The organism is Stenotrophomonas sp. LC732, assembly GCF_052446685.1.
GTDB lineage: Bacteria > Pseudomonadota > Gammaproteobacteria > Xanthomonadales > Xanthomonadaceae > Stenotrophomonas > Stenotrophomonas muris.
Genome location: NZ_CP199214.1, coordinates 4,657,019 through 4,681,442, shown reverse-complemented (window position 1 = coordinate 4,681,442; position 24,424 = coordinate 4,657,019). Strand labels below are relative to the sequence as shown.

The 24,424-nt window shown below is 62.7% G+C and carries 25 protein-coding genes and 1 pseudogene; 19 read left to right on the top strand and 7 right to left on the bottom strand.

Features of this window, described 5'->3' with window-relative positions:
• Nucleotides 1-642, bottom strand: a complete 642-nt coding sequence (locus tag ACT6SE_RS21955; RefSeq protein ID WP_017355551.1) for a hypothetical protein — start codon at nucleotides 640-642, stop codon at nucleotides 1-3.
• 211 nt (nucleotides 643-853) lie between these two features.
• Between ACT6SE_RS21955 and ACT6SE_RS21950 the strand changes: the two genes are divergently transcribed.
• From ACT6SE_RS21950 to ACT6SE_RS21910, 9 genes are all read left to right on the top strand, one after another.
• Nucleotides 854-1,327 carry a hypothetical protein gene (locus ACT6SE_RS21950; RefSeq protein WP_017355550.1) on the top strand — a complete coding sequence of 158 codons (474 nt, stop codon included), beginning with the start codon at nucleotides 854-856 and terminating at the stop codon, nucleotides 1,325-1,327.
• Nucleotides 1,327-2,076 (top strand): hypothetical protein, encoded by a 750-nt coding sequence (locus ACT6SE_RS21945; RefSeq protein ID WP_444811064.1) that lies wholly within the window; start codon nucleotides 1,327-1,329, stop codon nucleotides 2,074-2,076. The genes ACT6SE_RS21950 and ACT6SE_RS21945 overlap by 1 nt, the downstream gene beginning before the upstream one ends.
• 377 nt (nucleotides 2,077-2,453) lie before the next feature.
• Nucleotides 2,454-3,614, top strand: coding sequence for an IS30 family transposase (locus tag ACT6SE_RS21940; RefSeq protein ID WP_192082071.1), 1,161 nt, complete (start codon nucleotides 2,454-2,456; stop codon nucleotides 3,612-3,614).
• A 143-nt stretch (nucleotides 3,615-3,757) separates the two neighbouring features.
• On the top strand, nucleotides 3,758-4,150 hold the full coding sequence (locus ACT6SE_RS21935) for a hypothetical protein (RefSeq protein ID WP_238378116.1): 393 nt from the start codon (nucleotides 3,758-3,760) through the stop codon (nucleotides 4,148-4,150).
• Between the two features lie 91 nt (nucleotides 4,151-4,241).
• Nucleotides 4,242-5,492, top strand: coding sequence for a TolC family protein (locus ACT6SE_RS21930; protein WP_026070690.1), 1,251 nt, complete (start codon nucleotides 4,242-4,244; stop codon nucleotides 5,490-5,492).
• Entirely contained in the window at nucleotides 5,489-6,724 is a 1,236-nt protein-coding gene (locus tag ACT6SE_RS21925) for an efflux RND transporter periplasmic adaptor subunit (RefSeq protein WP_444811063.1), read from the top strand. The genes ACT6SE_RS21930 and ACT6SE_RS21925 overlap by 4 nt, the downstream gene beginning before the upstream one ends.
• A gap of 9 nt (nucleotides 6,725-6,733) precedes the next feature.
• Nucleotides 6,734-9,871, top strand: a complete 3,138-nt coding sequence (locus ACT6SE_RS21920) for an efflux RND transporter permease subunit (RefSeq protein ID WP_444811062.1) — start codon at nucleotides 6,734-6,736, stop codon at nucleotides 9,869-9,871.
• Nucleotides 9,868-10,599: a HupE/UreJ family protein gene (locus tag ACT6SE_RS21915; protein WP_444811061.1), complete on the top strand. Its 732-nt coding sequence runs from the start codon at nucleotides 9,868-9,870 to the stop codon at nucleotides 10,597-10,599. Before ACT6SE_RS21920 ends, ACT6SE_RS21915 begins: the two co-directional genes overlap by 4 nt.
• Nucleotides 10,600-10,618: 19 nt before the next feature.
• Nucleotides 10,619-11,215: a hypothetical protein gene (locus tag ACT6SE_RS21910; protein WP_444811060.1), complete on the top strand. Its 597-nt coding sequence runs from the start codon at nucleotides 10,619-10,621 to the stop codon at nucleotides 11,213-11,215.
• A gap of 7 nt (nucleotides 11,216-11,222) precedes the next feature.
• On the opposite strand, the gene ACT6SE_RS21905 is transcribed toward ACT6SE_RS21910, so the two are convergent.
• Nucleotides 11,223-12,364, bottom strand: a protein-coding gene (locus tag ACT6SE_RS21905) for an IS3-like element ISStma9 family transposase (RefSeq protein ID WP_087944428.1) whose coding sequence is annotated in 2 segments (ribosomal slippage) — nucleotides 11,223-12,127 and nucleotides 12,127-12,364 — 1,143 coding nt in all. Because the reading frame shifts where the segments join, the coding sequence is not laid out codon by codon here.
• Between the two features lie 103 nt (nucleotides 12,365-12,467).
• On the opposite strand from ACT6SE_RS21905, the gene ACT6SE_RS21900 reads away from it, so the two are divergent.
• From ACT6SE_RS21900 to ACT6SE_RS21880, 5 genes are all read left to right on the top strand, one after another.
• On the top strand, nucleotides 12,468-14,264 hold the full coding sequence (locus ACT6SE_RS21900) for a UvrD-helicase domain-containing protein (RefSeq protein WP_444811059.1): 1,797 nt from the start codon (nucleotides 12,468-12,470) through the stop codon (nucleotides 14,262-14,264).
• A gap of 321 nt (nucleotides 14,265-14,585) precedes the next feature.
• Nucleotides 14,586-15,506 (top strand): DUF2268 domain-containing putative Zn-dependent protease, encoded by a 921-nt coding sequence (locus tag ACT6SE_RS21895; RefSeq protein ID WP_444811166.1) that lies wholly within the window; start codon nucleotides 14,586-14,588, stop codon nucleotides 15,504-15,506.
• Between the two features lie 211 nt (nucleotides 15,507-15,717).
• A complete protein-coding gene (locus ACT6SE_RS21890; RefSeq protein WP_010487149.1) occupies nucleotides 15,718-15,990 on the top strand; it encodes a hypothetical protein in 273 nt (90 codons plus the stop codon).
• 167 nt (nucleotides 15,991-16,157) lie between these two features.
• The gene (locus ACT6SE_RS21885) at nucleotides 16,158-16,844 is read left to right on the top strand and encodes a L,D-transpeptidase (protein WP_046427858.1); all 687 of its coding nucleotides are present in this window, start codon (nucleotides 16,158-16,160) and stop codon (nucleotides 16,842-16,844) included.
• A gap of 185 nt (nucleotides 16,845-17,029) precedes the next feature.
• A complete protein-coding gene (locus tag ACT6SE_RS21880) occupies nucleotides 17,030-17,362 on the top strand; it encodes a hypothetical protein (protein ID WP_227864434.1) in 333 nt (110 codons plus the stop codon).
• A gap of 28 nt (nucleotides 17,363-17,390) precedes the next feature.
• Here the strand turns inward: ACT6SE_RS21880 and arsH are convergent, their stop codons facing one another.
• Entirely contained in the window at nucleotides 17,391-18,119 is a 729-nt protein-coding gene (arsH, locus tag ACT6SE_RS21875) for an arsenical resistance protein ArsH (protein ID WP_014645512.1), read from the bottom strand.
• Nucleotides 18,120-18,136: 17 nt separating this feature from the next.
• Here arsH and ACT6SE_RS21870 point away from each other — a divergent pair, with 17 nt between their 5' ends.
• From ACT6SE_RS21870 to ACT6SE_RS21855, 4 genes and pseudogenes are all read left to right on the top strand, one after another.
• Nucleotides 18,137-18,466 carry an ArsR/SmtB family transcription factor gene (locus ACT6SE_RS21870; protein WP_014645511.1) on the top strand — a complete coding sequence of 110 codons (330 nt, stop codon included), beginning with the start codon at nucleotides 18,137-18,139 and terminating at the stop codon, nucleotides 18,464-18,466.
• Between the two features lie 37 nt (nucleotides 18,467-18,503).
• Complete coding sequence (locus ACT6SE_RS21865) at nucleotides 18,504-19,007, top strand: arsenate reductase ArsC (RefSeq protein WP_046427855.1); 504 nt, start codon at nucleotides 18,504-18,506, stop codon at nucleotides 19,005-19,007.
• A 13-nt stretch (nucleotides 19,008-19,020) separates the two neighbouring features.
• Nucleotides 19,021-20,052, top strand: coding sequence for an ACR3 family arsenite efflux transporter (arsB, locus tag ACT6SE_RS21860; RefSeq protein WP_046427852.1), 1,032 nt, complete (start codon nucleotides 19,021-19,023; stop codon nucleotides 20,050-20,052).
• 486 nt (nucleotides 20,053-20,538) lie between these two features.
• A pseudogene (locus ACT6SE_RS21855) lies at nucleotides 20,539-20,912 on the top strand (hypothetical protein).
• A 13-nt stretch (nucleotides 20,913-20,925) separates the two neighbouring features.
• Here the strand turns inward: ACT6SE_RS21855 and ACT6SE_RS21850 are convergent.
• On the bottom strand, nucleotides 20,926-21,591 hold the full coding sequence (locus ACT6SE_RS21850) for a hypothetical protein (protein WP_046427848.1): 666 nt from the start codon (nucleotides 21,589-21,591) through the stop codon (nucleotides 20,926-20,928).
• A gap of 114 nt (nucleotides 21,592-21,705) precedes the next feature.
• On the opposite strand from ACT6SE_RS21850, the gene ACT6SE_RS21845 reads away from it, so the two are divergent.
• On the top strand, nucleotides 21,706-22,182 hold the full coding sequence (locus ACT6SE_RS21845; RefSeq protein WP_046427845.1) for a YybH family protein: 477 nt from the start codon (nucleotides 21,706-21,708) through the stop codon (nucleotides 22,180-22,182).
• 124 nt (nucleotides 22,183-22,306) lie between these two features.
• On the opposite strand, the gene ACT6SE_RS21840 is transcribed toward ACT6SE_RS21845, so the two are convergent.
• The 3 genes from ACT6SE_RS21840 to ACT6SE_RS21830 all read right to left on the bottom strand — a co-directional run bounded on the left by ACT6SE_RS21840 (nucleotide 22,307) and on the right by ACT6SE_RS21830 (nucleotide 24,408).
• A complete protein-coding gene (locus ACT6SE_RS21840) occupies nucleotides 22,307-23,332 on the bottom strand; it encodes an NAD(P)H-dependent glycerol-3-phosphate dehydrogenase (RefSeq protein WP_005420929.1) in 1,026 nt (341 codons plus the stop codon).
• 20 nt (nucleotides 23,333-23,352) lie between these two features.
• Nucleotides 23,353-23,871, bottom strand: a complete 519-nt coding sequence (gene secB / locus ACT6SE_RS21835) for a protein-export chaperone SecB (RefSeq protein WP_005407596.1) — start codon at nucleotides 23,869-23,871, stop codon at nucleotides 23,353-23,355.
• A gap of 99 nt (nucleotides 23,872-23,970) precedes the next feature.
• Nucleotides 23,971-24,408, bottom strand: a complete 438-nt coding sequence (locus tag ACT6SE_RS21830) for a rhodanese-like domain-containing protein (RefSeq protein ID WP_014645505.1) — start codon at nucleotides 24,406-24,408, stop codon at nucleotides 23,971-23,973.
• Nucleotides 24,409-24,424: the final 16 nt, after the last annotated feature.

Genomic DNA, 24,424 nt, shown 5'->3' with positions numbered 1-24,424 from the left:
TCACGCTTTCCGGCGGATCTCAATGTCGATGTCAGGACCACCCGGCTCGAGGATTTCCGTCAGGTCATCGTCAAACGGAATGCTACCGAGCACGATGCGTTCCGACCACGAAGTGATCTTGCCGTCATTACCGATTTCAGCCGGCAATGAAAGTTCAAAGCGGATCTCACCCTTGGACGTATCCGTGTGGTGCATCAAGATCCACGTCTGGTTGCCCTCGGCGTCGTCCTTGATCTCTTGCATGAACTCTTCGAAGAGCACCATCTGACGATTCGCCTCGATGGCCTCAACGGTGTTGCGACCCTTCTTCGAACGGTTCGACGGATGGGCATACGGGTTGCCCGTCCCCTGGTCTCCCGAGGCCACGGCGATAGCCAGGTCCAACGACTCGTTCACGGTCACCGGGAAGCTGCCGACATCCTGCCGGATCCAGTCCAGCGGCCTCAGCTGGTCCCTCAGGGCGGCAACGACCTCGCCCCACATGACCAAGCCCGGGAAGTTACGGGGGTGGTTAGGGGTCAATCGGGTGCGCTGCAAGTGTCCCTGATAGATGGCTTCGCGGAGCGCCACCTCGGTGACCCCCAACTGTTCCAGGCGACTGGCGATTTCTTCGGGAGCGTCGTAAAGGATGTTTGGGAGCATCGGGGTCTGCCTCAGGGGGACTTCCGATAATCCTCCCTCATTTGAGGAGGAAAAACAAGAAGTTTGTACTGTGCGCGGACCAGCACCCTGCCATGCTCCCATCGAACCCATCCTCCACACCAAGTAGGCCCAATTCAGGCGCGAGTGGCATAGCGAGAAGCGCCATAAATCTATGATACTCACCGTTTTCCGGCTTGAGCCTATCTAATCCATGAACGTGGAGCCTGACACAGCGCTGCAACTTCTCAGGGCGTTCTCCCGAATCGAGTTTGCCCTCAAGCAAATCCCAGAGTTCGTCAATGGCGCCGTCGGGGAAAAGCCGGACACGCAGTGGTCAGCGTTCTACGTCCATGTGCGCCGGCACATCCAGAATCAACTATCACAGGAAAACAAGGATCTTCTTTTGGGCGGCGGCCCCAATGACCCGCCCCCGATGAAAATGCAGATCAGCGCACAGCGCCGTATCGAGTTCGTGGATGCCCCGTTGGGTGACGGGCCTGAGGGCGATCGTTTAATGGATGCTGCTCGCCGGGTGCGCAACAACCTCGTGCATGGCGGCAAGGAGCATGATCGGCAACAGCGATACGCAGGCCATGACGATAAGCTGGCACGCGCCGCCATTGATGTCATGTTTTTGGCCATGGCATCGCATCCCGAAGTGTCCCAGCTCGCCTTTTACGACTGATGGCGGCGCTCGACCTTTCCCAGCCTGCTACGTGGCCCGGCGAGCTGCGCGAGGTCCTCAATGAGTTGCGCCCGGTGTTCCGCTCGTGGGAGTTGGACCTAGCCGACCGCGCCGCGCCCGCGTTCGATGCAGCTATCCGCACGCTTGGCGAAGCTCTCATGCCACATGCCATGCGTGGTTACCACTTCACCCGCTTGACCGAAGAAGAAGCGGGGCACATTCGTGAAAACGGGCTGGAGGTGCTCAGCCCCGGGCTGCTGGAAAGACGCATTGCGGCCCAAGTCACGCGAGGCGAGCTTGCCGAAGATCATGCGCAACGTTTGCTTGCGAACAACCAAGTGCGCGATCGCAACAGGTCCGGCAAGGCGTGGTTCTGCTTTTACCCAGCGCACGAAGCGCGAGAGTATGGCGTTCGCTCCCTGCTCGGGCACTGGGGCGGTGAAGCACTCTACAACTTCAACGCCGAAGACCCGAAGCTTGGCCCTGTTCTTAAATCCTTGGGAAGCCCTGCACTGGTTGAAGCGGTAGTGCCTGTGGCGTTCCTTTCCACGACGAATGGCTTGGCAAAAGCCGTAGCACGACTTGACCTCATTCACCAAGGCGTCAGGTCAAGTGAGTATCCGGACAAGTTTGAGGACTACTCCACACAAGCCTTGGAAGCCTCCATGGTGCGTCGCGTTGTGCTCCATCCTGGCAGCGAGTTCCTTGAGCTCACCCAGTGCCAACAATGGTATGAGCCGTTGACCTAGGACCAGGCGGGTCATCAGACCCGCCCCCTGACCGCAATCGAAGTCGTGCCAGTGCCGGCAACGATAAGGTGATCGAGTACCTGGCAGTCGATACGGAGGCGGTTCTTGACTGCGGCCCGACCGCGTTCCCGGACCGTCTCGGGGTCATTGCCAATGACGCGCCGCTGGAGCGCGTCTTCTCTTTCGATCCGGTACGGTTTGTCAGATGGCCCCTGCCGGGTGCGCAAGATACTTACCCGGGCCCAAGACTTTTGACCCAGCCTACCCTCGATAGATCTTCCTAATCCCCTAACCCGCCGGCGTCCGCTTCCGGCCTTGGATTCAACCGGTCGACGCAACACACTGAAGACTGCTTACCGGCAGCAGGAGTGTTGCAGATGGAGCGCAGGCCAAGGATCTACTACAGCGACGCCCAGAAGGCTCTGATGTGGGAGCGATGGCGACGAGGCGAATCGCTGCACAAGATTGCAACTCTATTTGACCGTCACCATAGCTCGGTTCGCTCGGTTCTGTCCGAGTCCGGAGGTATCCAGCCAGTCCCACGCCGCCGATCAGAGCGCGTATTAAGCTTGGCGGAGCGTGAAGAAATCTCCCGGGGTGTGGCTGTTGGGAAGTCCATGCGTGCCATTGCGAGCTCGCTCGGACGGGCCCCGTCGACCATAAGTCGCGAGCTACACCGCAACGATGGGGTCAATGGCTATCGAGCGAATCTGGCTGATCAGCGTGCCTGGCAGCGTGCGCGACGCCCCAAGCTCTGTAAGCTCGGCTTGCATCGAGCGCTTGCGATGAGAGTGGCAGCAAAGCTGAAGCAGCAATGGTCACCACAGCAGGTGTCCGGTTGGTTGAAACGCACCAATCCTGAAGATACGAGCCGCCAGGTGTCTCACGAGACAATCTACCGAACGCTCTACATCCAGTCCCGAGGAGCCCTGAAGCAGGAGCTGTTGGCGCACCTACGGCGGACTCGTGCCATGCGCCGCTCACGGCATCACACACAGAAAACAGCTGATCACGGCAGGATCAAAGACACGATCTCCATCAGTGAGCGTCCGCCTTCGGTTGAGGACCGGGCAGTACCTGGCCACTGGGAGGGCGACCTGCTATTTGGTGACCGCGATAGCCAGATTGCGACGCTCGTGGAGCGCAAAACCCGTTACGTCATGCTGGTCAAAGTTGACGGAAAGGACTCTGAGACCGTGGTGAATGCGCTGATCAAAAGTGCCCGCCGCCTGCCTCGGGAACTGTACCGATCTCTGACTTGGGATCGCGGCAAAGAGATGGCGGCGCATCGCCGCTTTACGCTCGCCACCGACATCCAAGTCTACTTCTGCGACCCACACCATCCCTGGCAACGCGGCACCAATGAGAACACCAACGGACTACTGCGACAGTACTTCCCTAAGGGCGTCAGCCTTGCCAATATCTCTCAAGCTCAGCTTGATGCAGTTGCCCGCCAACTGAACGAGCGGCCCCGCAAGACGTTAGGCTACGAAACACCCGTCGAGCGATACCGACGAACCGTTGCGTCGATCGGTTGAATCCAAGGCCAAAACCGGACACCTTGGCCGACCACGCCTGAAGCAACGTTGATCGGAGCGGGCTTGAGCGAGGCGTCCCTCGACAGCCAAGCCTTAATTGGAGCGGGCTCCAGCCCCGCAACTCAGGGTCTCGACAACCCAACTTGGATACGACTATTCTTCCTTCCATGTCCGCCTTCTCGGCCCGCCACCGTCGACTCATCCGGTTCAGCATTTTCGTGCTGATGCTGTTGAGCGTTGTTGTTCGGCCGATTGTGATCCAGCAGGGCGAGCTCCACACTGCTGAGCACGACATCGCTGCAACAGCGGAGCACGGACACTCACACGCCCCGGGAAATGGCGACAACGTAGATCCGAAGCATGCATCAGGCGTCCACAGCGTCCTTCACCAGGCCGACGTGAGCTTTGCCGGCATGCTGGTTTCCTCGAATCTGAACCTGGCTACGGTTCCGCCGGCATCTTTGTTGCCCGGCCTGCACTCCGTTGATGAGCCCTCTGGTCATCGCGGCTCACCTTTTAGACCTCCGATCATCTGACGACTCCTGCCGCGCTGTAGCGGCCTGAGCGCGCTGTCCACCAAGTGGTGGCCGGCAGCGCGTCGTCATGACCATTTGTCGGAGATTTTCCGTGAAATTACGTAGTTTGTGGGCGCTGGCTATTGCCGGCGCCTGCGGTGTGGCCGTGCCTGGCCACGCCGCTGAAGTGCTGCGCCTGGAGGATGCGGTTGCCCGTGCCCTAGGCACCCATCCCAGCGTGCAGGCAGACGCTGCTCAACTAGAAGCTGTCAGAAGCCGCGCGGGCCGGGATGCATTGCCTACGCCGCTCGTGCTGGGCGGCGAGCTTGAAAACGTGGCTGGCTCAGGGGGCCTGAGCGGCCTGGACGCCGCCGAATCCACCTTCCGCATCTCTAAGGTCCTGGAACTGGGTGGGAAGCGGGCAGCACGCCAAGCGCTCGGTGGCGCGGAGGTGGACGCCGCCCGAAGCGAAGCGGACGTCACCCGTATCGCTATCGCCACCTTGGCTGCGGGGCGCTTCGTCGATGTGCTGGCCGCCCAGGAGCATGTCGAGCACGCCGAAGAGCGCATCAAGATGGCCCAAGCCATGCGCCGTGAAGTGGCCCGCTGGGTAGCGGCCGCCCGCAATCCGGACTCGGACCTGAGATCTGCCGAGATTGCTCTGCTCGATGCCGAGTTGAAGCGGGAGCAGGCGTTGCAGGCGTTGGAAGGCGCGCGGATGTCGCTGGCGGCCACGTGGGGGGCGCCGAGCCCGGACTTCAGTTCGGTTGCCGGGGATACCGGAGTCCTTCCCCCTCTGGATGATTTCGATCATCTGAGCCTACGCCTCGCCACGACACCACAGCAGCGGACCATGGAGGCCCAGGCCGGGGTTCTGGGTGCAAGAAGGGAGATCGCCCGGGCCAGCGCCAAGCCGGATGTCAGCGTTGGCCTCGGCATTCGCCGACTGGAAGCCACCAAAGACAGCGGCCTGGTGATGTCCATCTCTGTCCCGTTGGGGAGCCGGCGGCGATCGGACTTCTCCGTCGCCGAAGCGGATTACGAGCTGACCTCGCTCAAGTACAGGCGCGAGGCGCAGATGCTGGAGATGCGTCAAGAGCTGTTTGGCATCTACCAGCAGCTCAAGCAAACGCAGTCCGAAGTGGAGTCGGTGCGCCAGCGCCAGTTGCCAAAGGCCCAGCAGGCCTTTGATCAGAGCCGCAGGGGCTTTGAGGAAGGTCGCTTCTCCTTCCTGGTACTCAGCCAAGCGCAGCAGCGGCTCTTCGACCTTCGCGAACGGGAAGTCGAATCCGCCGCGCGCTATCTCCGTCTCCTGGTCGAGGCCGACCGCCTCACCGCTTCTGCCTTGGACATCCGCCCATGAACCGATACGTATTCCTGATCCTGCTTCCGTTCGCCCTGGCTGCATGTGGCGGCAACGAACCGTCGCAGGGAGACAAGCCTGAAGCCACTGCTGCGGCCGCAGGCGACTACGAACGAGGGCCGCATCGCGGGCGCATGCTTCGCGACGGCGACTTCGCCCTTGAAGTGACTGTTTACGAAACCAATACCCCGCCGCAGTTCCGGCTGTATGCCTATCGCAACGACAAGCCGCTGGCACCTGGCGAAGTCAAAGCGTCGATGCAACTCAAGCGACTAGACGGCGAAATCAACAACTTCAGCTTTGTTCCGGAGAACGACTACCTGGTCGGCAGCGGGGAGGTGGTCGAACCGCATTCCTTTGATGTCAAAGCCGATGCAGTGGTGGGCGGGAAGAACTACAGCTGGTCCTACGCCTCGTACGAAGGTCGCACAACCATAGATCCGAAAGCGGCTGCCGACGCAGGTGTCGTGGTTGAGTCCGCCGAACCAGGGGTCATCCGGGACACTGTCTCCCTTATGGGCAACGTCGCGGTCGACACCGGCCGATTTGCTGCGGTGAAGGGACGCTTCCCGGGCGTGGTCCGCAGTGTGGCGGTCGAGATGGGGCAGCGCGTTTCTGCTGGCCAGACGCTGGCCACGGTGGAGGGCAACGACAGCATGCGGACCTACTCCGTAACGTCGCCCTTCAGTGGCGTGGTGCTCGCACGCAACACGGCGGTGGGAGATGTCGCTGCCGACAACACGTTGTTTGAGATTGCTGACCTTTCCGAGGTCTGGGTGGATCTGCGTGCGCTGGGAAGCGACGCCGAGCGCCTGTCCCCGGGCCAAGCGGTAACCATCCGTTCGGCCACAGGCGGTTTGGAAGCAACGGGAAAGCTGCAGGGCCTCCTGCCGCTGGCCAGCGCGGGCCAGACCGTGGTGGCACGTGTGGCCCTTGCCAACACCGAAGGCAGATGGCGACCGGGAATGGCCGTATCTGCCGAGGTCGTCATCGCGGAAACGGAGGTTCCATTGACGGTAAAAGAATCGGGCCTTCAGCGTTTCCGGGACTTCACCGTTGTGTTCGCCCAGGTGGGCGACAGCTATGAGGTGCGGATGCTTGAACTGGGTAGGCGCGATGGCGAGCGCGTGGAGATTCTGAAAGGGCTTAAGCCGGGAACCCGGTACGTCTCCGAGCAGAGCTACCTGATTCGTGCCGACATCGAAAAGTCCGGCGCAAGCCACGACCACTAAGGACGCCCCATGCTAGAGCGAATCATTCGCGCGTCCATCGCGCACAGATGGCTTGTGCTCCTTCTGGTCCTGGCCTTCTCAGGCCTTGGGATCTGGAACTACAGCAAGCTTCCCATCGACGCCGTTCCTGACATCACCAATGTCCAAGTGCAGATCAACACCGAAGCTCCCGGCTACTCACCGCTGGAGGCCGAGCAACGGGTCACGTTCCCCGTCGAAACAGCGTTGGCCGGGTTGGCAAAGCTGGAATACACCCGTTCCATCTCACGCTACGGCCTGTCTCAGGTCACGGTGGTGTTTGAAGATGGCACGGACATCTACTTCGCCCGTCAACAGGTCGCAGAGCGGCTTCAGCAAGCGGCATCCCAATTGCCCGAGGGACTCAAGCCCAGCCTTGGACCGGTAGCGACCGGCCTGGGTGAGATCTTCATGTACACCGTGGAAGCTGAGCCGGGTGCTGAGGAGACGTGGACGCCGATGGCGCTTCGTACGCTGCAGGACTGGGTGGTCCGACCGCAGATGCGTCACTTGAAGGGCGTAACGGAGGTCAACACCGTCGGGGGCTATGTCCGCCAGTTCCACATCACGCCGGACCCGAAGAAGCTCCAAGCCTACGGACTGACGCTGCAGGACGTGCTGGAAGCCGTAGCCCGCAGCAACGCCAACGTGGGCGCCGGCTACATCGAGAAGAGCGGTGAGCAGTACCTGGTCCGCGTGCCGGGTCAGGTGGCCGACATGGCGGGCCTGCGCAAGATCGTTGTGGCCAACCGTGATGGCATGCCATTGCGCGTTGGCGATCTGGCGGACGTTGTAGAAGGCACCGAACTTCGCACAGGCGCGGCAACCAAGGATGGCAAGGAAGTCGTCTTGGGTACGGCATTCATGCTCATCGGTGAAAACAGCCGGGACGTGGCTCAGCGAACCGCCGCCAAGCTCAAGGATATCGATGCCACCTTGCCTGACGGCGTGCGGGCGCATCCCGTCTACGACAGAACCGAATTGGTGGACCGGACCATCGAGACGGTGAAGAAGAACCTTCTCGAAGGCGCGTTGCTCGTCATCGCGGTCCTCTTCCTGCTTCTGGGCAATCTCCGTGCGGCGCTGATCACTGCGGCGGTCATTCCATTGACGATGCTGCTGACGATCACAGGCATGGTCCAGAATCGTGTCTCCGCGAATCTGATGAGCCTGGGCGCACTGGATTTTGGCTTGATCGTCGACGGGGCGGTCATCATCGTGGAGAACTGCCTGCGCCGCTTTGGCGAGCGGCAACATCTTCTGGGCCGTCTGTTGACCCGGGAAGAACGATTCTCCTTGGCGGCAAGTGCCAGTGCAGAAGTGATCAAGCCAAGCCTGTTCGGCCTTTTCATCATCGCGGCGGTCTACATCCCGATCTTTGCCCTCTCCGGCGTGGAAGGGAAGATGTTCCACCCGATGGCGCTTACCGTGGTCATCGCGCTTACCGGTGCCATGGCGCTGTCCCTGACATTCGTGCCGGCCGCCGTGGCTCAGTTCGTAACGGGAAAGGTTTCGGAGAAGGAAACCAAGGCCATGCGCGGGGTCACCAAGCTGTATGGCCCGATGCTTGAGCGAGCCGTCAACGCACGCAAGGTTGTGGTGGCCTCGGCCGCAGTTCTCACCGTCTTGGCCGGTCTGCTTGCAAGTCGCCTCGGCACTGAGTTCATTCCTAACTTGGATGAAGGCGATATCGCACTGCACGCGCTCCGAATTCCCGGGACCAGCCTGACCCAGGCGATCGGAATGCAACGTCAGCTCGAAGCGGCAATCAAGCAGTTCCCGGAGGTGGACGAAGTCGTCGCCAAAATCGGTACCGCCGAGGTGGCTACCGATCCCATGCCCCCCTCCGTAGCCGACACCTTCATCATGCTCAAAGATCGGGACCAATGGCCCGATCCGCGCAAGCCCAAGGCGCAGCTTGTTGCCGAGCTTGAGAAGGTGGTTCGCGCCATTCCTGGCAACAACTACGAGTTCACCCAGCCGGTGCAGATGCGGATGAATGAGCTCATTGCAGGCGTTCGGGCTGAGGTTGCCGTCAAGCTGTACGGCGACGACCTGGAGCAACTGGCAGCCATCGGCAGTCAGGTAGAAGACGTTGCCAGTGGCATTCAGGGAGCGGCCGACGTGAAACTTGAGCAGATCACCGGTTTGCCGTTGATGACGATCACGCCGGACCTGGATGCACTTGCACGATACGGTGTAGCCATTGACGACGTGCAGAAGACCATCTCGGTAGCGCTGGGGGGTGAATCGGTCGGCCAGGTGTTCGAGGGCGATCGCCGCTTCGACATCGTGGTTCGTCTGCCGGAGAACCTGCGCCAGGACATCGGAACACTGGCGTCCCTACCTGTAGCCGTCGCGCCAGGGGCGCGCACAGCCCAAGAGCGTAGCTTCGTGCCCCTGGGCCAGTTGGCCAAGGTCGAGATTGCGCCCGGCCCCAATCAGATCAGCCGTGAGAATGGCAAACGCAGGGTGGTGATCACCAGCAATGTGCGCGGACGCGATCTGGGGTCCTTTGTCGAAGAGTTGCGCAGCAAAGTCGGACAGGAAGTCAAGCTGCCCGAAGGCTACTGGATCGAGTACGGCGGCACATTTGAGCAGTTGATCTCGGCGAGCAAGCGCCTGTCCGTCGTCGTGCCAGTGGTTCTGGTGATGATCTTCGGATTGCTGTTCATGGCATTCGGCTCAGGAAAGGATGCTGCGATCGTGTTCAGTGGCGTGCCGCTCGCACTGACCGGGGGCGTGGTGGCGCTATGGCTGCGCGACATTCCTTTGTCCATCTCCGCAGGCGTGGGGTTCATCGCGCTTTCGGGCGTTGCCGTGCTCAACGGCCTGGTAATGATCAGCTTCATCAAGAACCTGCGGGAAGAGGGCATGCCCCTGCATAGGGCTGTCACCGAAGGTGCTCTTACCCGTCTCCGGCCGGTCCTGATGACGGCCTTGGTAGCGAGCCTGGGCTTCCTTCCCATGGCTCTGAACGTCGGTGCTGGCGCGGAAGTTCAGCGCCCGCTCGCAACCGTGGTGATCGGCGGAATCATCTCTTCAACGCTGCTGACACTGCTCGTGCTGCCGGCGCTCTATCGACTGATCCACCGCGAAAAACCTGATCTGGAAAGTCGCTCCCCATGAATCATCCATCTCCTTTCCGCACAAGGAACTCGTCTTTGACTTCCCCCACCAAGCTCTTTGCGTGGCTTTCTATACTTGCCGCACTCCTCCTGCCGTTTGCGGTGTTCGCGCACGGCGTGAGCGAGGGCGACCAGGCATTCCTTGAGGAAAGCAGCGGCAGACAACTGATCGCTTTCACCTACCTCGGTGCCAAGCACATGGTGACCGGATACGACCACCTTCTGTTCCTGTTCGGGGTGATCTTCTTCCTTTACCGCATGCGGGACGTGAGCATCTACGTCACCTTGTTCGCCATTGGTCACAGCACGACGCTGCTGCTCGGCGTGCTCGGCGGCTTCCACGTCAACGCCTATCTGGTCGACGCGATCATCGGCCTGTCGGTGGTTTACAAGGCCTTGGACAACATGGGCGCGTTCAAGCGGTGGTTCGGCGTGCAACCCAACACCAAGATTGCGGTCCTTGTCTTCGGCTTCTTCCACGGCTTCGGCCTGGCCACGAAGCTCCAGGACTTCTCGCTATCGCCGGACGGGCTGGTCCCCAACATGCTTGCGTTCAACGTGGGCGTTGAGCTCGGCCAACTGCTAGCGCTTGCCGGCATCCTGATTGTGATGGGCTTCTGGCGTCGAATGCCGTCCTTCAATCGTCAGGCCTATGGCGTGAACACCATCTTGATGACGGCCGGGTTCGTGCTCATCGGCATGCAGCTCACCGGCTATTTCGTTTCCTGATTTCTGACCGAGACCCATTATGTCGATCACCACCAATCAACCGCTCCCCACCACTGGACGCCTGCTGAAGTCGACCCTTCTTGCCGCCGCCATTGCCGGCGCGCTTCTCATCACCGCCGTCCTGCCGGCGGAGTACGGCATTGATCCCACAGGGATCGGCCGGGCGCTGGGCTTGACTGCCTTGGCGGACGGCGGAAGCACCGCCATCGACCCGGCCACGCCGACGTCCTCGACAGCATCGGGCGCAGAGGCCACCTTGGCTGAGAAGGCCGCGGCCGCGTTCGGGACGAACAAAGGGCAATCGCTTGATCCAGACGCGGTATCGCTCACCAACGGTGAGCTTCGCCAGGACGCGATGACGATCACGCTGGAGCCGGGCAAGGGAAAAGAGGTCAAGTCCCACATGGTTGCTGGCGCCGGAATGCTGTTCCGCTGGAAGGCAACCGGGGACGTGGCAGTCGATATGCACGGCGAGCGCCCCGACGTGAAGGGCGCATGGACCAGCTACGCCGTCGAAGGTGCGCAGCGGGAGGCACGCGGCACCTTCGTCGCGCCATTTGAGGGAACTCATGGGTGGTACTGGCACAACCGAAGTGAATCGCCCAGGGTTTTCTAGACAGTCGTCAGCCGTTTAGTGCGTACTGCTTCTCGAACTCTACCGGGGACAGCCCGTCGTTGGAACTGTGCCGCCGTTTTGGGTTGTAGAACATCTCGATGTACTGGAAGACGTCGGCCCGTGCCTCGTCGTGATTGCTGTAGATCCTCCGCTTAATACGCTCCCGCTTCAGTAGCTGGAAGAAGCTCTCCATCGCTGCGTTGTCATGGCAGTTTCCTCGTCGACTCATGCTGCACACGATGTCGTGCTCGCGCAGGAAGCTCTGCCAGTCTTCGCTGGTGAACTGGGTTCCCTGGTCGGAGTGAAGCAGAAGCCCGGGGCTTGGCTTGCGCCGCCACACTGCAGCCAATAGCGCCTGCAAAACCAGGTCCGTATGTTGAGTTGGTCGGGTTGCCCATCCAACGACCTGACGCGAAAACAGATCAAGCACTACCGCCAAGTACAGGAAGCCGTCGTACGTGCGGATGTAGGTGATGTCCGTGACCCACGCGCGATTTGGCTCACTGACTTTGAAGCCGCGAGCCAGAACGTTCTTGGCGACTGATCCAACAGGGCCGCTCAATGGGCGTGGTCGCCGACCGTAGCCGACCATTGCCCGCAGCCCCTCGCTCTTCATCAAGCGTGCCACGCGATGACGACTACACGTCTCGCCAAGCTCGCGCAGATCTGTGGTCACTTTGCGGTGGCCATACACAGAGCCGCTTTCCAGCCAGCTGTGCTTGATTAGGCCGAGCAACCGCTGATCGTCCTTGTCGCGAGCGCTTGCCGGCTCTTTTAGCCAGGCGTAGTAGCCACTGCGATGGACGCCAAGCATCCGACACATCGCCGCGAGGCCGAACTCATCTGCGTGTTGCTTCATGAAGGCGTACTTTGCTCTTACCCCTTTGCAAAGTACGCGGCGGCTTTTTTTAGGATGTCTCGCTCTTCAGTGACCCTGCGTAGCTCAGCCTTGAGGCGGCGCACTTCCGCGTTCTGGTCCTGCTCGACACGCCGGCCAACATCGCCTTTGCCTTGTTGCCGCTTCCAGCCGTAAAGACTATGGATCGACACGCCCAGTCGCTCGGCAACCTCCGCTACCGGACGGCCGTACTCAACGATCTGTCGGACCGCCTCGATCTTGAACTCATCGGTGTACCGCTTCGTGCTCATAACCACCTCCGCCTAAGCCATAGTTTATGGCTGCGAGGTGTCTACGGAACCCTGGGCGATTCAAACACGCTTGCCAGCCTGGCCCGAAGAAGGCTGAGGGCGAATGAGCACGGATACCCCTTCAGTAGAACAGCGTCAGATCATCTCGGCTCCATTGCAACCCATGTCGGTCATCGCTTGCGCGGGAAGTGGGAAGACCTTCACGGCAGTACGCAGGCTGGCCCACATACGTCAATGCCTCGGTGATCACCGGGGCCGGGTTGCGCTCCTGTCCTTCTCGAACATCGCCGTGGAGACCTTCAGGCGCGAGTACCAGGCACTCGCAATGGGATCGCTCAAGATCCCTTCCCACCAGCGTGTTGAGATCGACACATTGGACGGGTTCATTGCGACAAACATTCTGCGACCCCACGCCCATCGGACGATGGGGTGTACCACGACCCCGTTCTTGCTATCAGGGAGCGAGTCATTCCTGCTAGGAAAGGACTATTGCTTCTGGGTGGAGTCGCCGAGAACCAAAAACTACCCAGTGCCACCAGGGCATATCCATCGCGTTGTCATTGGCCCTTCTGGGGCTGGAACGGACTTCTTTTACCAGAACTCCGGCATGCTGACGAAGATCAATAATGGTCCGAAGGCTGCCGCGGCCTTGGGAAAACTAGGGGCCTACACGCACGAGCTGGCACGCTATTGGGTCGACCTTACCCTCCGCAGCCAACCCGAGATCTTGCGAGTCCTCGCGCGTCGCTATCCCCACATCCTGATTGATGAAGCCCAGGATATCGGCATCCTGCACCAGGTGATCATTGAGAGGCTCAGCCAAGCAGGCTCTCAGATTTCCCTTATTGGCGATCCCAATCAAGGCATCTACGAGTTCATGGGCGCGACCGGCTCGTTCCTGTCAAGCTACCACAGCAAACCCGGTGTTTCTGCAGCCGCCCTGACCCGCAACTATCGGTCCGTACCGGCCGTGCTCGATCTTGCCAACGCAATCTCAGCGCGTACAGACGATCCGGATAGGACCGCGCCGTCTACGCTCCATGGGGCCTACTTCGTTCCGTACACGACCGCCGATACGAAGAAGGTTTTGGCTGCCTTCCAGGCAACACTGGTCTCCGCCGGGTTGGACCCTGGACGCTCGGCCGTGCTCTGCCGTGCACGCAAGTGGGCCGACGAGCTGGCTGGGCATGAGGGTGCGCCTGGCGTGGGAACGACTAAGATGCTTGCCCAGGCAGCCATGGTGCGCGATATCCACTCTGACTACTCAACAGCATTCAGACTCGTGGCAACTGCCATCATGGGTTTGACCGACAACGCGCCCAAGGGCATCGTTGCTCGCCTGACTCAGGCAGCCAGGTACCCAGAGGAACGAGCGCTTCGTCGTGTCATTTGGGCTTTCACGCGAGATCCGGTCTCGGGCCTGCCCAGCGCAGCGCTGCGCGCTGTTAGCGATTGGCAGCCGGCACTGTTGAAACGTTTAAGGGACCTGATGACCAATCTGAGCATGGCCCACGGACTCAATCACACCTCCTCCACGCTCGGTGCTCGGCTCTCGAAGAGAAGTTTGCCCAACTCGCCGCTAATGACCCCGCCGGACCTAGGTGCCGATCAGCCCCTGCGGGTAAAAATCAATACCGTGCACCAGGTCAAGGGCGAAAGTCTGGATGCCGTCCTCTACATGGCAACGAAGCCGCATGTGTCTGCGCTTCTAGACGGGGGTTCCACTGAGGACGGGCGAATTGGATATGTGGCTGTGACCCGGGCAAGGGATCTGCTGTGGCTGGCTGTTCCGGCGACAGCTTTGAAGAGCCTTCGTGCCGATCTTCAAGCGAAGGCTTCAAGGACGCAACTGCTACGGTTTCGGCCCCTCCTGCCGGGCATGGCATCGGTGCCCCCTTGAGTGGGAAGACCGGATAAACGCTCAGCCCGGCACCAGCAACTCAACGCCAGAAGACGAAGCTGAATGGGGGTAAGCAAAGGTCTTCTCCTAGATCGGACCTGAACGCGCATTCCTTGATGGAGTTGGTTCTGCTCGGTCTGAGGAGGGAACCTATGAGTGCTCAGCAACCATAGTTACGCCAATGGGGTAGAGAAATGGCTCGACCTATCGTTGCAGGTGGCGACTAACCTTTGGTTGCCCGTCTACGCGTCCGTCGCGTCACTGCTGTTTCCGCCCCATGCGCGCCGCGCAGTGCGGGTGCTGCTGCTCGTCGTCCTGCAGATGATGCAGCTGCCAGCCAGCGCCGCCGAGCGCGCCCGACCTTCTGCGCGCATCGTGGTTCAGACAGACGATGTCACGCGTTTCTTCAGCGTGCTGGATGCCACTGGAGGAAAACCCAGTGCCGAAGACCTGCAGCGCGGCTATCTGGACACCGGCACGGAGGCATTGCGCAGCTTCACCGGCAGCCGCATCGGATCAATGGAACGTTTGGCCAGGGCCATCCAGGACGAGCCGGCGTTGTTCGCCAGGGCGCGGACCTGTACAGCGGCATTGCCGGCGATCCGCGCGCGGGTTGCCGACGCACTCGATCGGTTGGGCACGCTGCTCCCCACTGCACGTTTTCCTCCGGTCACCGTGCTGGTCGGGCGGGGCAACAGCGGCGGCGTCACCACCGAAGATGGTGTGGTGATCGGACTGGAAGCACTGTGCAACGCCGACTGGATGCAGCCTGACGTCGGCGATCGTTTCGTGCACCTGATCGCCCATGAGTACGTGCACGTGCAACAGCCCGGTGCGAGCGTCGATGTCGCGCAGCCCACCCTGCTCTATCAGACGTTGCTTGAAGGCGGCGCCGAGTACGTGGGTGAACTGATCTCGGGGCAACCGGCCAACGCGCATCTGCGTCGCTGGGCCCAGGGCCGCGAATGTGCGCTGGAGCGCGCGTTCGTACAGGACAGTGGGGGCACCGATCTTTCGAAGTGGCTGTACAACGGCCCCGGCGATGAAGCACGACGTGGAGATCTCGGATACTGGGTCGGCTACCGCATCGCGCGCAGCTATGTTTCCCGCGCGCCAGACAGGACCAGGGCCATCGCCACGCTGCTGGATGTGCGGCCCGACACCGCCGCGACCGTGTTCGAGGCGAGTGGATGGACGCCTGCCTGCACTGCTGCCAAAGGCGTGGAAACGCAAGTGCTGTGAGAGCCGCTTCATACTGATGAATTGGCGACCTTGAACAGGCACAAGGCACGCCGCCGACGTAGATCAGCTCGCCTGATCCCGCTTGTTAATGCACGGTCAGAAGCGGGCTTCACAGTGCATCCACGTATTCAAATTCCAGCTGAAAGCGCTTGGTAGCAGCGGGAACAAACGCCGCTATATTCCAGCTTCCCCAGACGAAGGAGGGAGTGCAATGAACCTGAACCCGCAACACATGAAGACGGCCCGCGCACTTGCTGTAGCGCTCATCGCCACCGTCAGCCTTGGCGCCTGCGCGTCATACAAGAACGAGTTTGCAACCATCAACTCGCGTCTCGATCAGCTCGACGTCAAGGTGCAGGGCGCTGCGCAGAGCGCGGAGTCCGCCAACCAGTCCGCACAGCAGGCCAACCAGCGCCTGGACCAGATCGAAGGTCGCGTGCAGCAGCTTGAAAGGGCACCTGCCGGCCGCAAGCCGCGCGGGTAATCGCTCCCTCACCGTTTTGAATTGATCCACCTCTGTATCGGGTGCATCGGGACCCAGTGGCCTTCGCCGGCCACTGGCATCCTTCCACCCACGATTGCATTGCAAGGAGCCGTCCCATTCGTACTTCCCCCTCCCCTGCACGCCGCGCCCTCCATGCCTCCCTGGCCATGGCACTGGCCGTTGCGTGCAGCGGCGTAGCCAACGCCAGGGACAAGGACGGACCTGCAGCATCGGTCGCCGCCGTTGATGAACTTCCGCCCGACCAGAGCGTGTCCGAGACAGTGATCGAGCTGGCCGGCTGGGTGGTCGCCAGCAAGGACAACCAGGGCTATCCGTTTGCGGTCATGGACAAGGCGGCGGCGCAGGTTCTGGTCTTCGGCGGTGACGGCAAGCTGCGCGGCGCCGCACCGGCGCTGTTTGGGTCGGCGATCGGCGACCATTCCGCACCGGGCGTCGCCAAGCTCGCACTGAGCGCGATTCCCGGCCACGACCGCACCACGCCTGCCGGCCGCTTCATTGGCGGTTACGGTCCGTCCGACGATGCCGGACGCGTGCTGTGGGTGGACTACGATTCCGCCGTGTCGATGCACCCGCTGCCGCCGGGCAGCCCGAAGGAAAAGCGCGCCGAGCGGTTGGCATCGCCCTCGCCGGACGACAACCGCGTCACCCACGGCTGCATCAATGTCTCGCCCGCGTTCTACGAGCAGATCGTGCAGTCCACGTTCGAGAAGGGCGGTGTGTTCTACATCCTGCCGGACAAGGATTCGATCGCGAAGACGTTCCCGGAGTTCGCGCAGAGCCGTGCCGTCACAGATGGCAACCAAAAGAAGACCGCACAGCACGCTGGCGAGTAGTGCGTTTGTGCGTCCGCCCTGGGCGTTGTAGGCACATGCCGCCCGCCGGGCGGCTGCGATGCACAGTCTGCTCATGGAGAGTCGCCTGCGTGTGAGGCGTGGTGCCCCCGAGGCCCGGCACGCTGGCATACTGCGCCCGTAGACGATCCTGCGAGGCAATGTCTGCCTCGTCCATGAGGCCGCCGGTGGACCCACTCTTCCAGTTTCTGCTGAGCACGATGGGAGGCGTATTCGTCTTCCTGTTCTTCGTGGCGCGCGACTACCTGCGTGGCTTGGGGTGGCTGCTCGGTTCCTGGGATCCGAACATGGGGCACGCGACCGAAGATGCGCTCATTTCGAAGGCCAATCGCAGCGCCTTGCTGATTGCGGCGGTGCTTCTGGCGTGGGCCTTCATGGGCCCTTCTCCCTACCGCCGCAACTGGGAAATCGAAGTAATGGGCATCGGCACCGGCATGTTGCTGGCCTATGTGGTGATCATCCGCCTTGCAGCTTCAAGGGTGAAGAGGCTGCTTGGGTGAGCGTGCCTCACATCGGCACCAATGAGGATCAGGAAGCCGTAGCCTCTGCAGCCCGCGCCAATGCCGCGGCGTGCGCGTCGCCCTTCCGCTCGCTGTAACGGTCTACCAGGTAGTCCGACCGGCCCCGCGTCAGCAGCGTGAACTTCACCAGCTCTTCCATCACATCCACCACCCGATCGTAGTACGGCGAGGGCTTCATCCGGCCGTCGTCATCGAATTCCTGCCAGGCCTTGGCCACCGACGACTGGTTGGGGATGGTCAGCATGCGCATCCAACGACCAAGCACGCGCAACGCGTTGACCGTGTTGAACGACTGCGAGCCGCCGCTCACCTGCATCACCGCCAGCGTCCTGCCCTGCGTGGGCCGCACGCTGCCATCTTCCAGCGGCAACCAGTCGATCTGGTTCTTGAACACGCCGGTGACCGTGCCATGCCGCTCGGGGCTGACCCATACCTGGCCTTCCGACCACTGCGACCATTCGCGCAGTCGCTGCACTTCAGGGTGGTGCGGGTCCACGCTGTCCAGCATCGGCAGCGCATGCGGGTCGAACACCCGGGTTTCGCACCCCAGATGGCGCAGCAGTCGCTCGGCTTCCAGCGCCAGCTTGCGGCTGAACGACCGGGGCCGCAGCGAGCCGTAGAGCAGGAGGATGCGCGGCGGCCCCAGATCTGCCGCGGCGAGCTGGTGATGATTGGGCTGGGGCAATGACGATTCCACCAGGTTGGGCAGGTCCAGGCTTGTGATTGGCTCATTCATTCGATTATTCTAGAAATATGGAAACATCGAATGCAATCTCCGCCCTGACCGCCCTCGGTCATGCCACCCGCCTGGCTGCCTTCCGCCTGCTGGTGGAGGCCGGCCCGGCAGGGCGCATGGCGGGCGACATCGCTACGGCCCTGCAGGTGCCCCCAGCCACGCTCAGCTTCCACCTGAAGGAGCTGGTGCAGGCCGGGCTGGTGGAGAGCGAGAACCAGGGCCGCAACGTCTGCTATCGGGCCAACTTCGATGCCATGAACGGCTTGATCGAGTACCTCACGCACAACTGTTGCGCGGGCTCACCCAGCAACCAGTGCGTCCCCGCCGAACCCGCCTGCAAGTGCTGATACCGCACACGACCCACCCCATCGAAGCGATTGCCCCATGACCCGCAATGTCCTGTTCCTCTGTACCGGCAACAGCGCCCGCAGCGTGCTTGCCGAAGCCACCCTGCGCGCCTGGGACAGCGATCGCTTCAGGGCATTCAGTGCGGGCAGCCAGCCCACCGGCCAGGTCAATCCGTTCGCGCTGGCACAACTGCATGCCGAAGGAATGCCCGTTGAAGGGCTGCGCAGCAAATCATGGGACGAGTTCGTGGATGCAGCGCCCATGGACCTGGTCATCACCGTGTGTGATGCGGCCGCTGCCGAAGCTTGCCCAGTGGTGTTCGGTGACTTCATCCGCAGCCATTGGGGCCTGCCCGATCCGGCCGCCGTGGCAGGCAGCGATGCCGACAAGGCCGCAGCCTTCGCGCTGGCCCATGCCATCGTGAAAACCCGCCTGCGTGCGCTGCTCGCACTGCCCGAATCGGTGTGGTCCGAACGCGAAGCGCTGCAGCACGCGCTGGACCAGATCGGCCAGCTGTTGCCGACCGACGGCGCGCAGTGACGGTGCCACTGCCATGGGTCTGTTCGAGCGACACCTGACGCTGTGGGTTGTGCTGTGCATTGCGATGGGCACGCTGCTGGGCCACGTCCTGCCCGGTGCCTTCGCGGTGCTGGCGTCCGCCGAAGTGGCCAAGGTCAATCTGCCGGTTGCGGTGCTGATCTGGCTGATGATCATCCCGATGCTGCTGAAGGTCGACTTCCGCGCGATGCGCCAGTTGCAGCAACACTGGAAGGGCATCGGGGTAACACTGTTCATCAACTGGGCCGTGAAGCCGTTCTCGATGGCGCTGCTGGGCTGGCTGTTCCTGCGCCATGCCTTCGCCGACTGGTTGCCCGCAGCACAGATCGACAGCTACATCGCCGGGCTGATCCTGCTGGCAGCCGCACCCTGCACCGCCATGGTGTTCGTGTGGAGCAACCTGTGCCGCGGTGATGCCAACTTCACCCTGAGCCAGGTGGCGTTGAACGACGCGATCATGGTGGTTGCCTACGCGCCGGTGGTTGCACTGCTGCTCGGCCTGTCGGCGATCACCGTACCGTGGGATACGCTGTTGCTGTCCGTTGGTCTCTACATCGTGGTGCCGGTGCTGGCTGCTGCACTGCTGCGGCACTGGATCCTTTTGCGCAGCGGCGAGGCGGGCCTGCAACTCACGCTTCGAAGGTTGGGGCCGCTGTCCCTGTCCGCGCTGCTGCTGACGCTGGTGGTGCTGTTCGGGTTCCAGGGCCAGCAGATCGTGAAGCAACCGCTGGTAATCGCGCTGATTGCCGTGCCGATCCTGATCCAGGTCTATTTCACCTCGGGCCTGGCCTACCTGCTCAACCGTCGGCTGGGCGTGGCACATTGCGTGGCCGGCCCGTCAGCGCTTATTGGTGCCAGCAACTTCTTCGAACTGGCGGTGGCGACTGCGGTGGGACTGTTCGGCGTGCATTCCGGGGCGGCGCTGGCGACGGTGGTGGGCGTGCTGATCGAGGTGCCGGTCATGCTGTCCGTGGTGCGCATCGTCAACCGTACTCAGGCCTGGTACGAAAGACCCCAAGAGCGCTGACAACCAGAGTGGGGCGAGTTCGATTTACGTTCTTCGCTCCGCACTGTCGTCATCGGCTTGGTGGGGTACCCATATCCCTGTCATCAAGTTCGAACCATGTCGCATATTCCCCATGCTGCTACGGCCGTTGCGGCGCCTGCGTCTGCGACGACTTAACAGCATGCAAGAATGCTGAAAGCGTCTTTGATCGAACGCTGTTTGCAACTCGTCTGATTGGCGTTTCGCAGCGACGGCGGTACAGATGGCGTGCCACCGGAAAAAGGTGGCCGGGCCTCGAAAACCCGTGGCAATGCGTACGTTGTATGCGCCTGCCCGTCGGCGTCACCCAGTGTGGCGCCGGCGGGCAATTCGTCTGCCGACTATGGCGGGCGGAGCGTGGAGGCCTTGTGCCTGCCGGCCTTGTACGCACTGTCCCGGTTTTCGAGCCACGTCTCCGCCCGCCACCTTTGCGTGGCGGCTACCGTCTGTCCTGCACGGGGCACTGCCATGACATCACCGGACTTCCCACGCCTGCATCCGCATCGCTCATCCGCCACTGGCGGTGGGCCGCCAGAGCACACGGCTGCGACCGATCCGAATGCCTTCATCGCCACGCTTCACCGCATCGGCAAAGGCGCGGCCGCCGACGGCCAGCCCTGGCCAGAGCGTCACCAGATGCCGGGCCGCTGCATGGCGCTGGCCGATGCGGACTGTGCACTGGCCGGCCAACGCGTGACGCTGGAGCTGCTGCTGGCGGCCGAGCGCGTGCGTCAGAACGGCACTAGGCCGAGTACGTGGGCGACCGGGTGATGGAAGGGCTGATCCTGGCGTGCCTGACCATGAACGCACAGGCCAGCGCGCGCATGCAGCCGGAAGGATGAGGCGGGCACGACATCACTCGCAGAGCGCGCTGTCTTCCTTCAACGCGGCATCCTGCAGTGGCTGGCGTTGTTCAATCTGCGCACGTTGTTCCGCCGTCGGCTCGCCCAGCCACCACACACGACAGCGCGCGGTAAGACGGCCGACCATCTTCGCCTCCGTCGGCGAATACAGCATCGCCAACGCGGTGCCGGGGCAGTCGTGGGCCTGGCAGGCGGTATAGAACCACCACGGCTCGCCCTGCAGCACCAGCAGCTCACCAGGACCGCTGGGCCCGCTCAACAGGCGTTCGCGCAGCGATGGAATCTCCCTGTCAGCGGATTCGGCTGCGGCTGTGTTCTTCATCAGGGCGTTGAACGCGGCCAGCACCTTCGGGTCCTTGCGGCCGCAGTCGTCCACGGTATTGCCGCCCACCAGGGTGAAGAAATGCGTCGCCAGCGGGTTGTCCGCGCAGGTGAGTTCGCCGCCGGCACTCGGGTCTTCCGGTTCGCCTTCGTTGTCCCACACCGAGGGATCCACGCCATCTTCGATGGATGGCGCCTTCTCGCCCACCGTTGCCGTGGCCGCAGGTGCTTCTGTGGCCGGTGCTGGTGCGGCTGGTGCTGCATCGGGTGCCGGTGCCTGCCCGCAGGCGGCCAGCAATGCGACCGTCAGTGCCATCCCTGTGATTCGAATCTTCATTCCCTGTCCTTGTCTGATCTGCGCTGCATCCAGCAAATCGGCAGCCGCGTGATTCTAACCAGCACCGTGCCAGGATGCGTTCGTAGCGTCCCGTCATCGCCTGGAGCCGGACGCATGCGCCGTACACGACTCGCCAAGATCTTCTGCAGTGCCCTGCTGATGGCATCGCCGGCAATTGCCCACGATGCAGAAAACGCGATGCCTGCACGGCCTCTCCCGGGCGCAGCCCTGCCCGCACCGCTGGAGCGCGTACTGCGCGATTACGAGCGGGCGTGGCGCTCGGCTGATGCCAGGGCATTGGCTGCGCTGTTTGCCGAGGATGGTTTTGTACTGCAGAGCAACCAGCCGCCGGTGCGCGGGCGTACTGCGATCAAGGCCGCGTATGCCGGCCAGGGCGGCAGTCCGTTGCGGCTGCGGGCGTTGGCTCACTCGGTGGAGGGCAACACGGGCTACATCATTGGTGCGTATCGCTACGGCAGCAACGAGGGGGACACCGGCAAGTTCACGCTGACGCTGAAGCGCGTGGGCGACGGGCCGTGGTTGATCTTCTCGGACATGGACAACACCAGCGCGCCGCCACGGGCGCGGTGATTGCCGCCGTCGGGCGCCAACCAAGGTTGGCAGCTACCAGAAGCGGGTTCGGCAGTAGATCCACGCCATGCGTGGATGGCTCGCGCACATAAAAAACCCCGGCACGTGGCCGGGGTTTTTCGATTCACTTGAACAGCGTGTCCGGGTATTCCGGTTTCTGTTCCCGCGCCAGCAGTGCGCGCAGGCCTTCTTCCGGAGTCTGCTCGCCGTGCAGCACGGCACGCACGCCGTCGGAGATCGGCAGGTCGATGCCATGGCGGCGTGCCTGTCGCATCACTTCGTCGGCGGTCTGCACCGACTCGACCACCTGGCCGATTTCGCGCACGGCATCCTGCAGCGTCTGGCCACGGCCCAGGGCCAGGCCCAGGCGACGGTTGCGCGACAGGTCGCCGGTGCAGGTCAGCACCAGATCGCCCAGGCCGGCCAGGCCCATCAGCGTTTCCGGCTTGGCGCCGATCGCCGCAGCCAGGCGCAGCATTTCATTGAGACCGCGGGTGATCAGGCCGGCACGGGCGTTGAGGCCCAGCTGCATGCCATCGGCCACGCCGGTGGCCACCGCCAGCACGTTCTTCATCGCACCGCCCAGCTCGGCACCGACCATGTCGTCGCCGGTGTAGGCGCGGAACGCCGGGCCATGCATCGCCTCGGCCACCGTCTGCGCGAACTCGGGCACGTCGCCGTGCACGGTGATCGCGGTGGGCAGGCCCTGGGTTACTTCCTTGGCGAACGATGGCCCGGTGACGACGGCCAGCGGCACGTCCTCGCCCAGCACTTCGCGCGCCACTTCATGCAGGAAACGGCCCGAACCGGGTTCGAAGCCCTTGGTGGCCCAGGCCACGCCGGCACCGGCCGGACGCAGCGGCGCCAGCGCACGCACGGTTTCACCGAAGGCATGCGACGGGGTCACCACCAGGATCCAGGCCGCGCCTTCCACCGCCGACGCCAGGTCGGTGGTGGCACGCAGGCTGTCCGGCAGCGGGATGCCCGGCAGGTAGCGCGGGTTCTCGTGGCGCTGGTCGATGGCCTCGACCACGGCAGCGTCGCGCCCCCACAGCACGGTCGGATGACCGTGCCGTGCGAGCAGGCTGGCCAGCGCGGTTCCCCAGGAACCGGCGCCCAGCACGGCGATCTTGTCAGCGGGAGTGCTCATCCGTGACGTCGCGGCAGGAATCAGGCGTTGCCAGCCGGCTCGGAGTCAGCCAGCGACGGTGCGTCGCCCTGCTCCTGGCGCTGGCGCAGGGTTTCTGCGTACAGGCCTTCGAAGTTGATCGGCTGCAGGAAGAACGGCGGGAAGCCGCCGGCCTGGATCAGGTCGCTGATCAGCTGGCGCACGTACGGGAACAGGATGTTCGGGCACTGGGTGCCAAGCAGCACGTCGATCGACTGCGGGTCCAGGCCGACCAGGCCGAACACGCCGGCCTGCTTCACTTCGGCCACGTAGGCGGTGCGCTCACCGGCCTGGCAGGTCAGGGTCACGGCCAGCACGACTTCGAAGGCGTTCTCACCCAGGCGCTGCACCTGCTGGTTCAGGTTCAGCTGCAGCTCCGGCTGCACCTGGTCATTGAAGATGGTCGGGGCGTTCGGCGACTCGAAGGAGACGTCCTTGACGTAGATCTTCTCGACGGTGAAAGCGGGGCCGGTGGCGGCATCGACCGGCGCAGCAGCGCCGTTGGTGATCTCTTCGGACATTTCCAGTAACTCCAATGAATGCAATGAAAACGATGGTCGAATTACTGCGATGGGGGCGGGATCAGGCCCATACAAGGCCGGATCCGCCACCTGCGGCAATCAGTTGCGGCCCTTGACCAGCGGCAGCTCGGCCTGCTGCCAGGCGGGAATGCCGCCGTCGAGCACGTAGACCTTCTCGAAGCCGGCCTTCTTCAGCGCCTTGGCGGCGGTTTCCGAGGCGTTGCCGCTGCGGCACACCAGCACCACCGGCGACTGCTTGGCGTTGGCCACCAGCTTGTGGTCCGGGCCGAAGGCACTGGCCTGGGCGTTGCGGCTGCCGGCAATGTGGCCCTTCTCGAAGTCACCGCTGGCCGACAGGTCGACCACCACCGTGCCGCCCGCGTTGATCAGCTGGGTCAGTTCGGCGGGCTTGATGCCCTTGAAGCCCCGGAACAGGCGGCGGATCTCGGTGACGATGATGGCCACGGTCAGGCCGACCAGGGCCGCGGACAGCATCGGGTTTCGGCCTGCAAAGGCCAGCAACTCTTCGTAATTCACTCAGGTCACGGGTCGA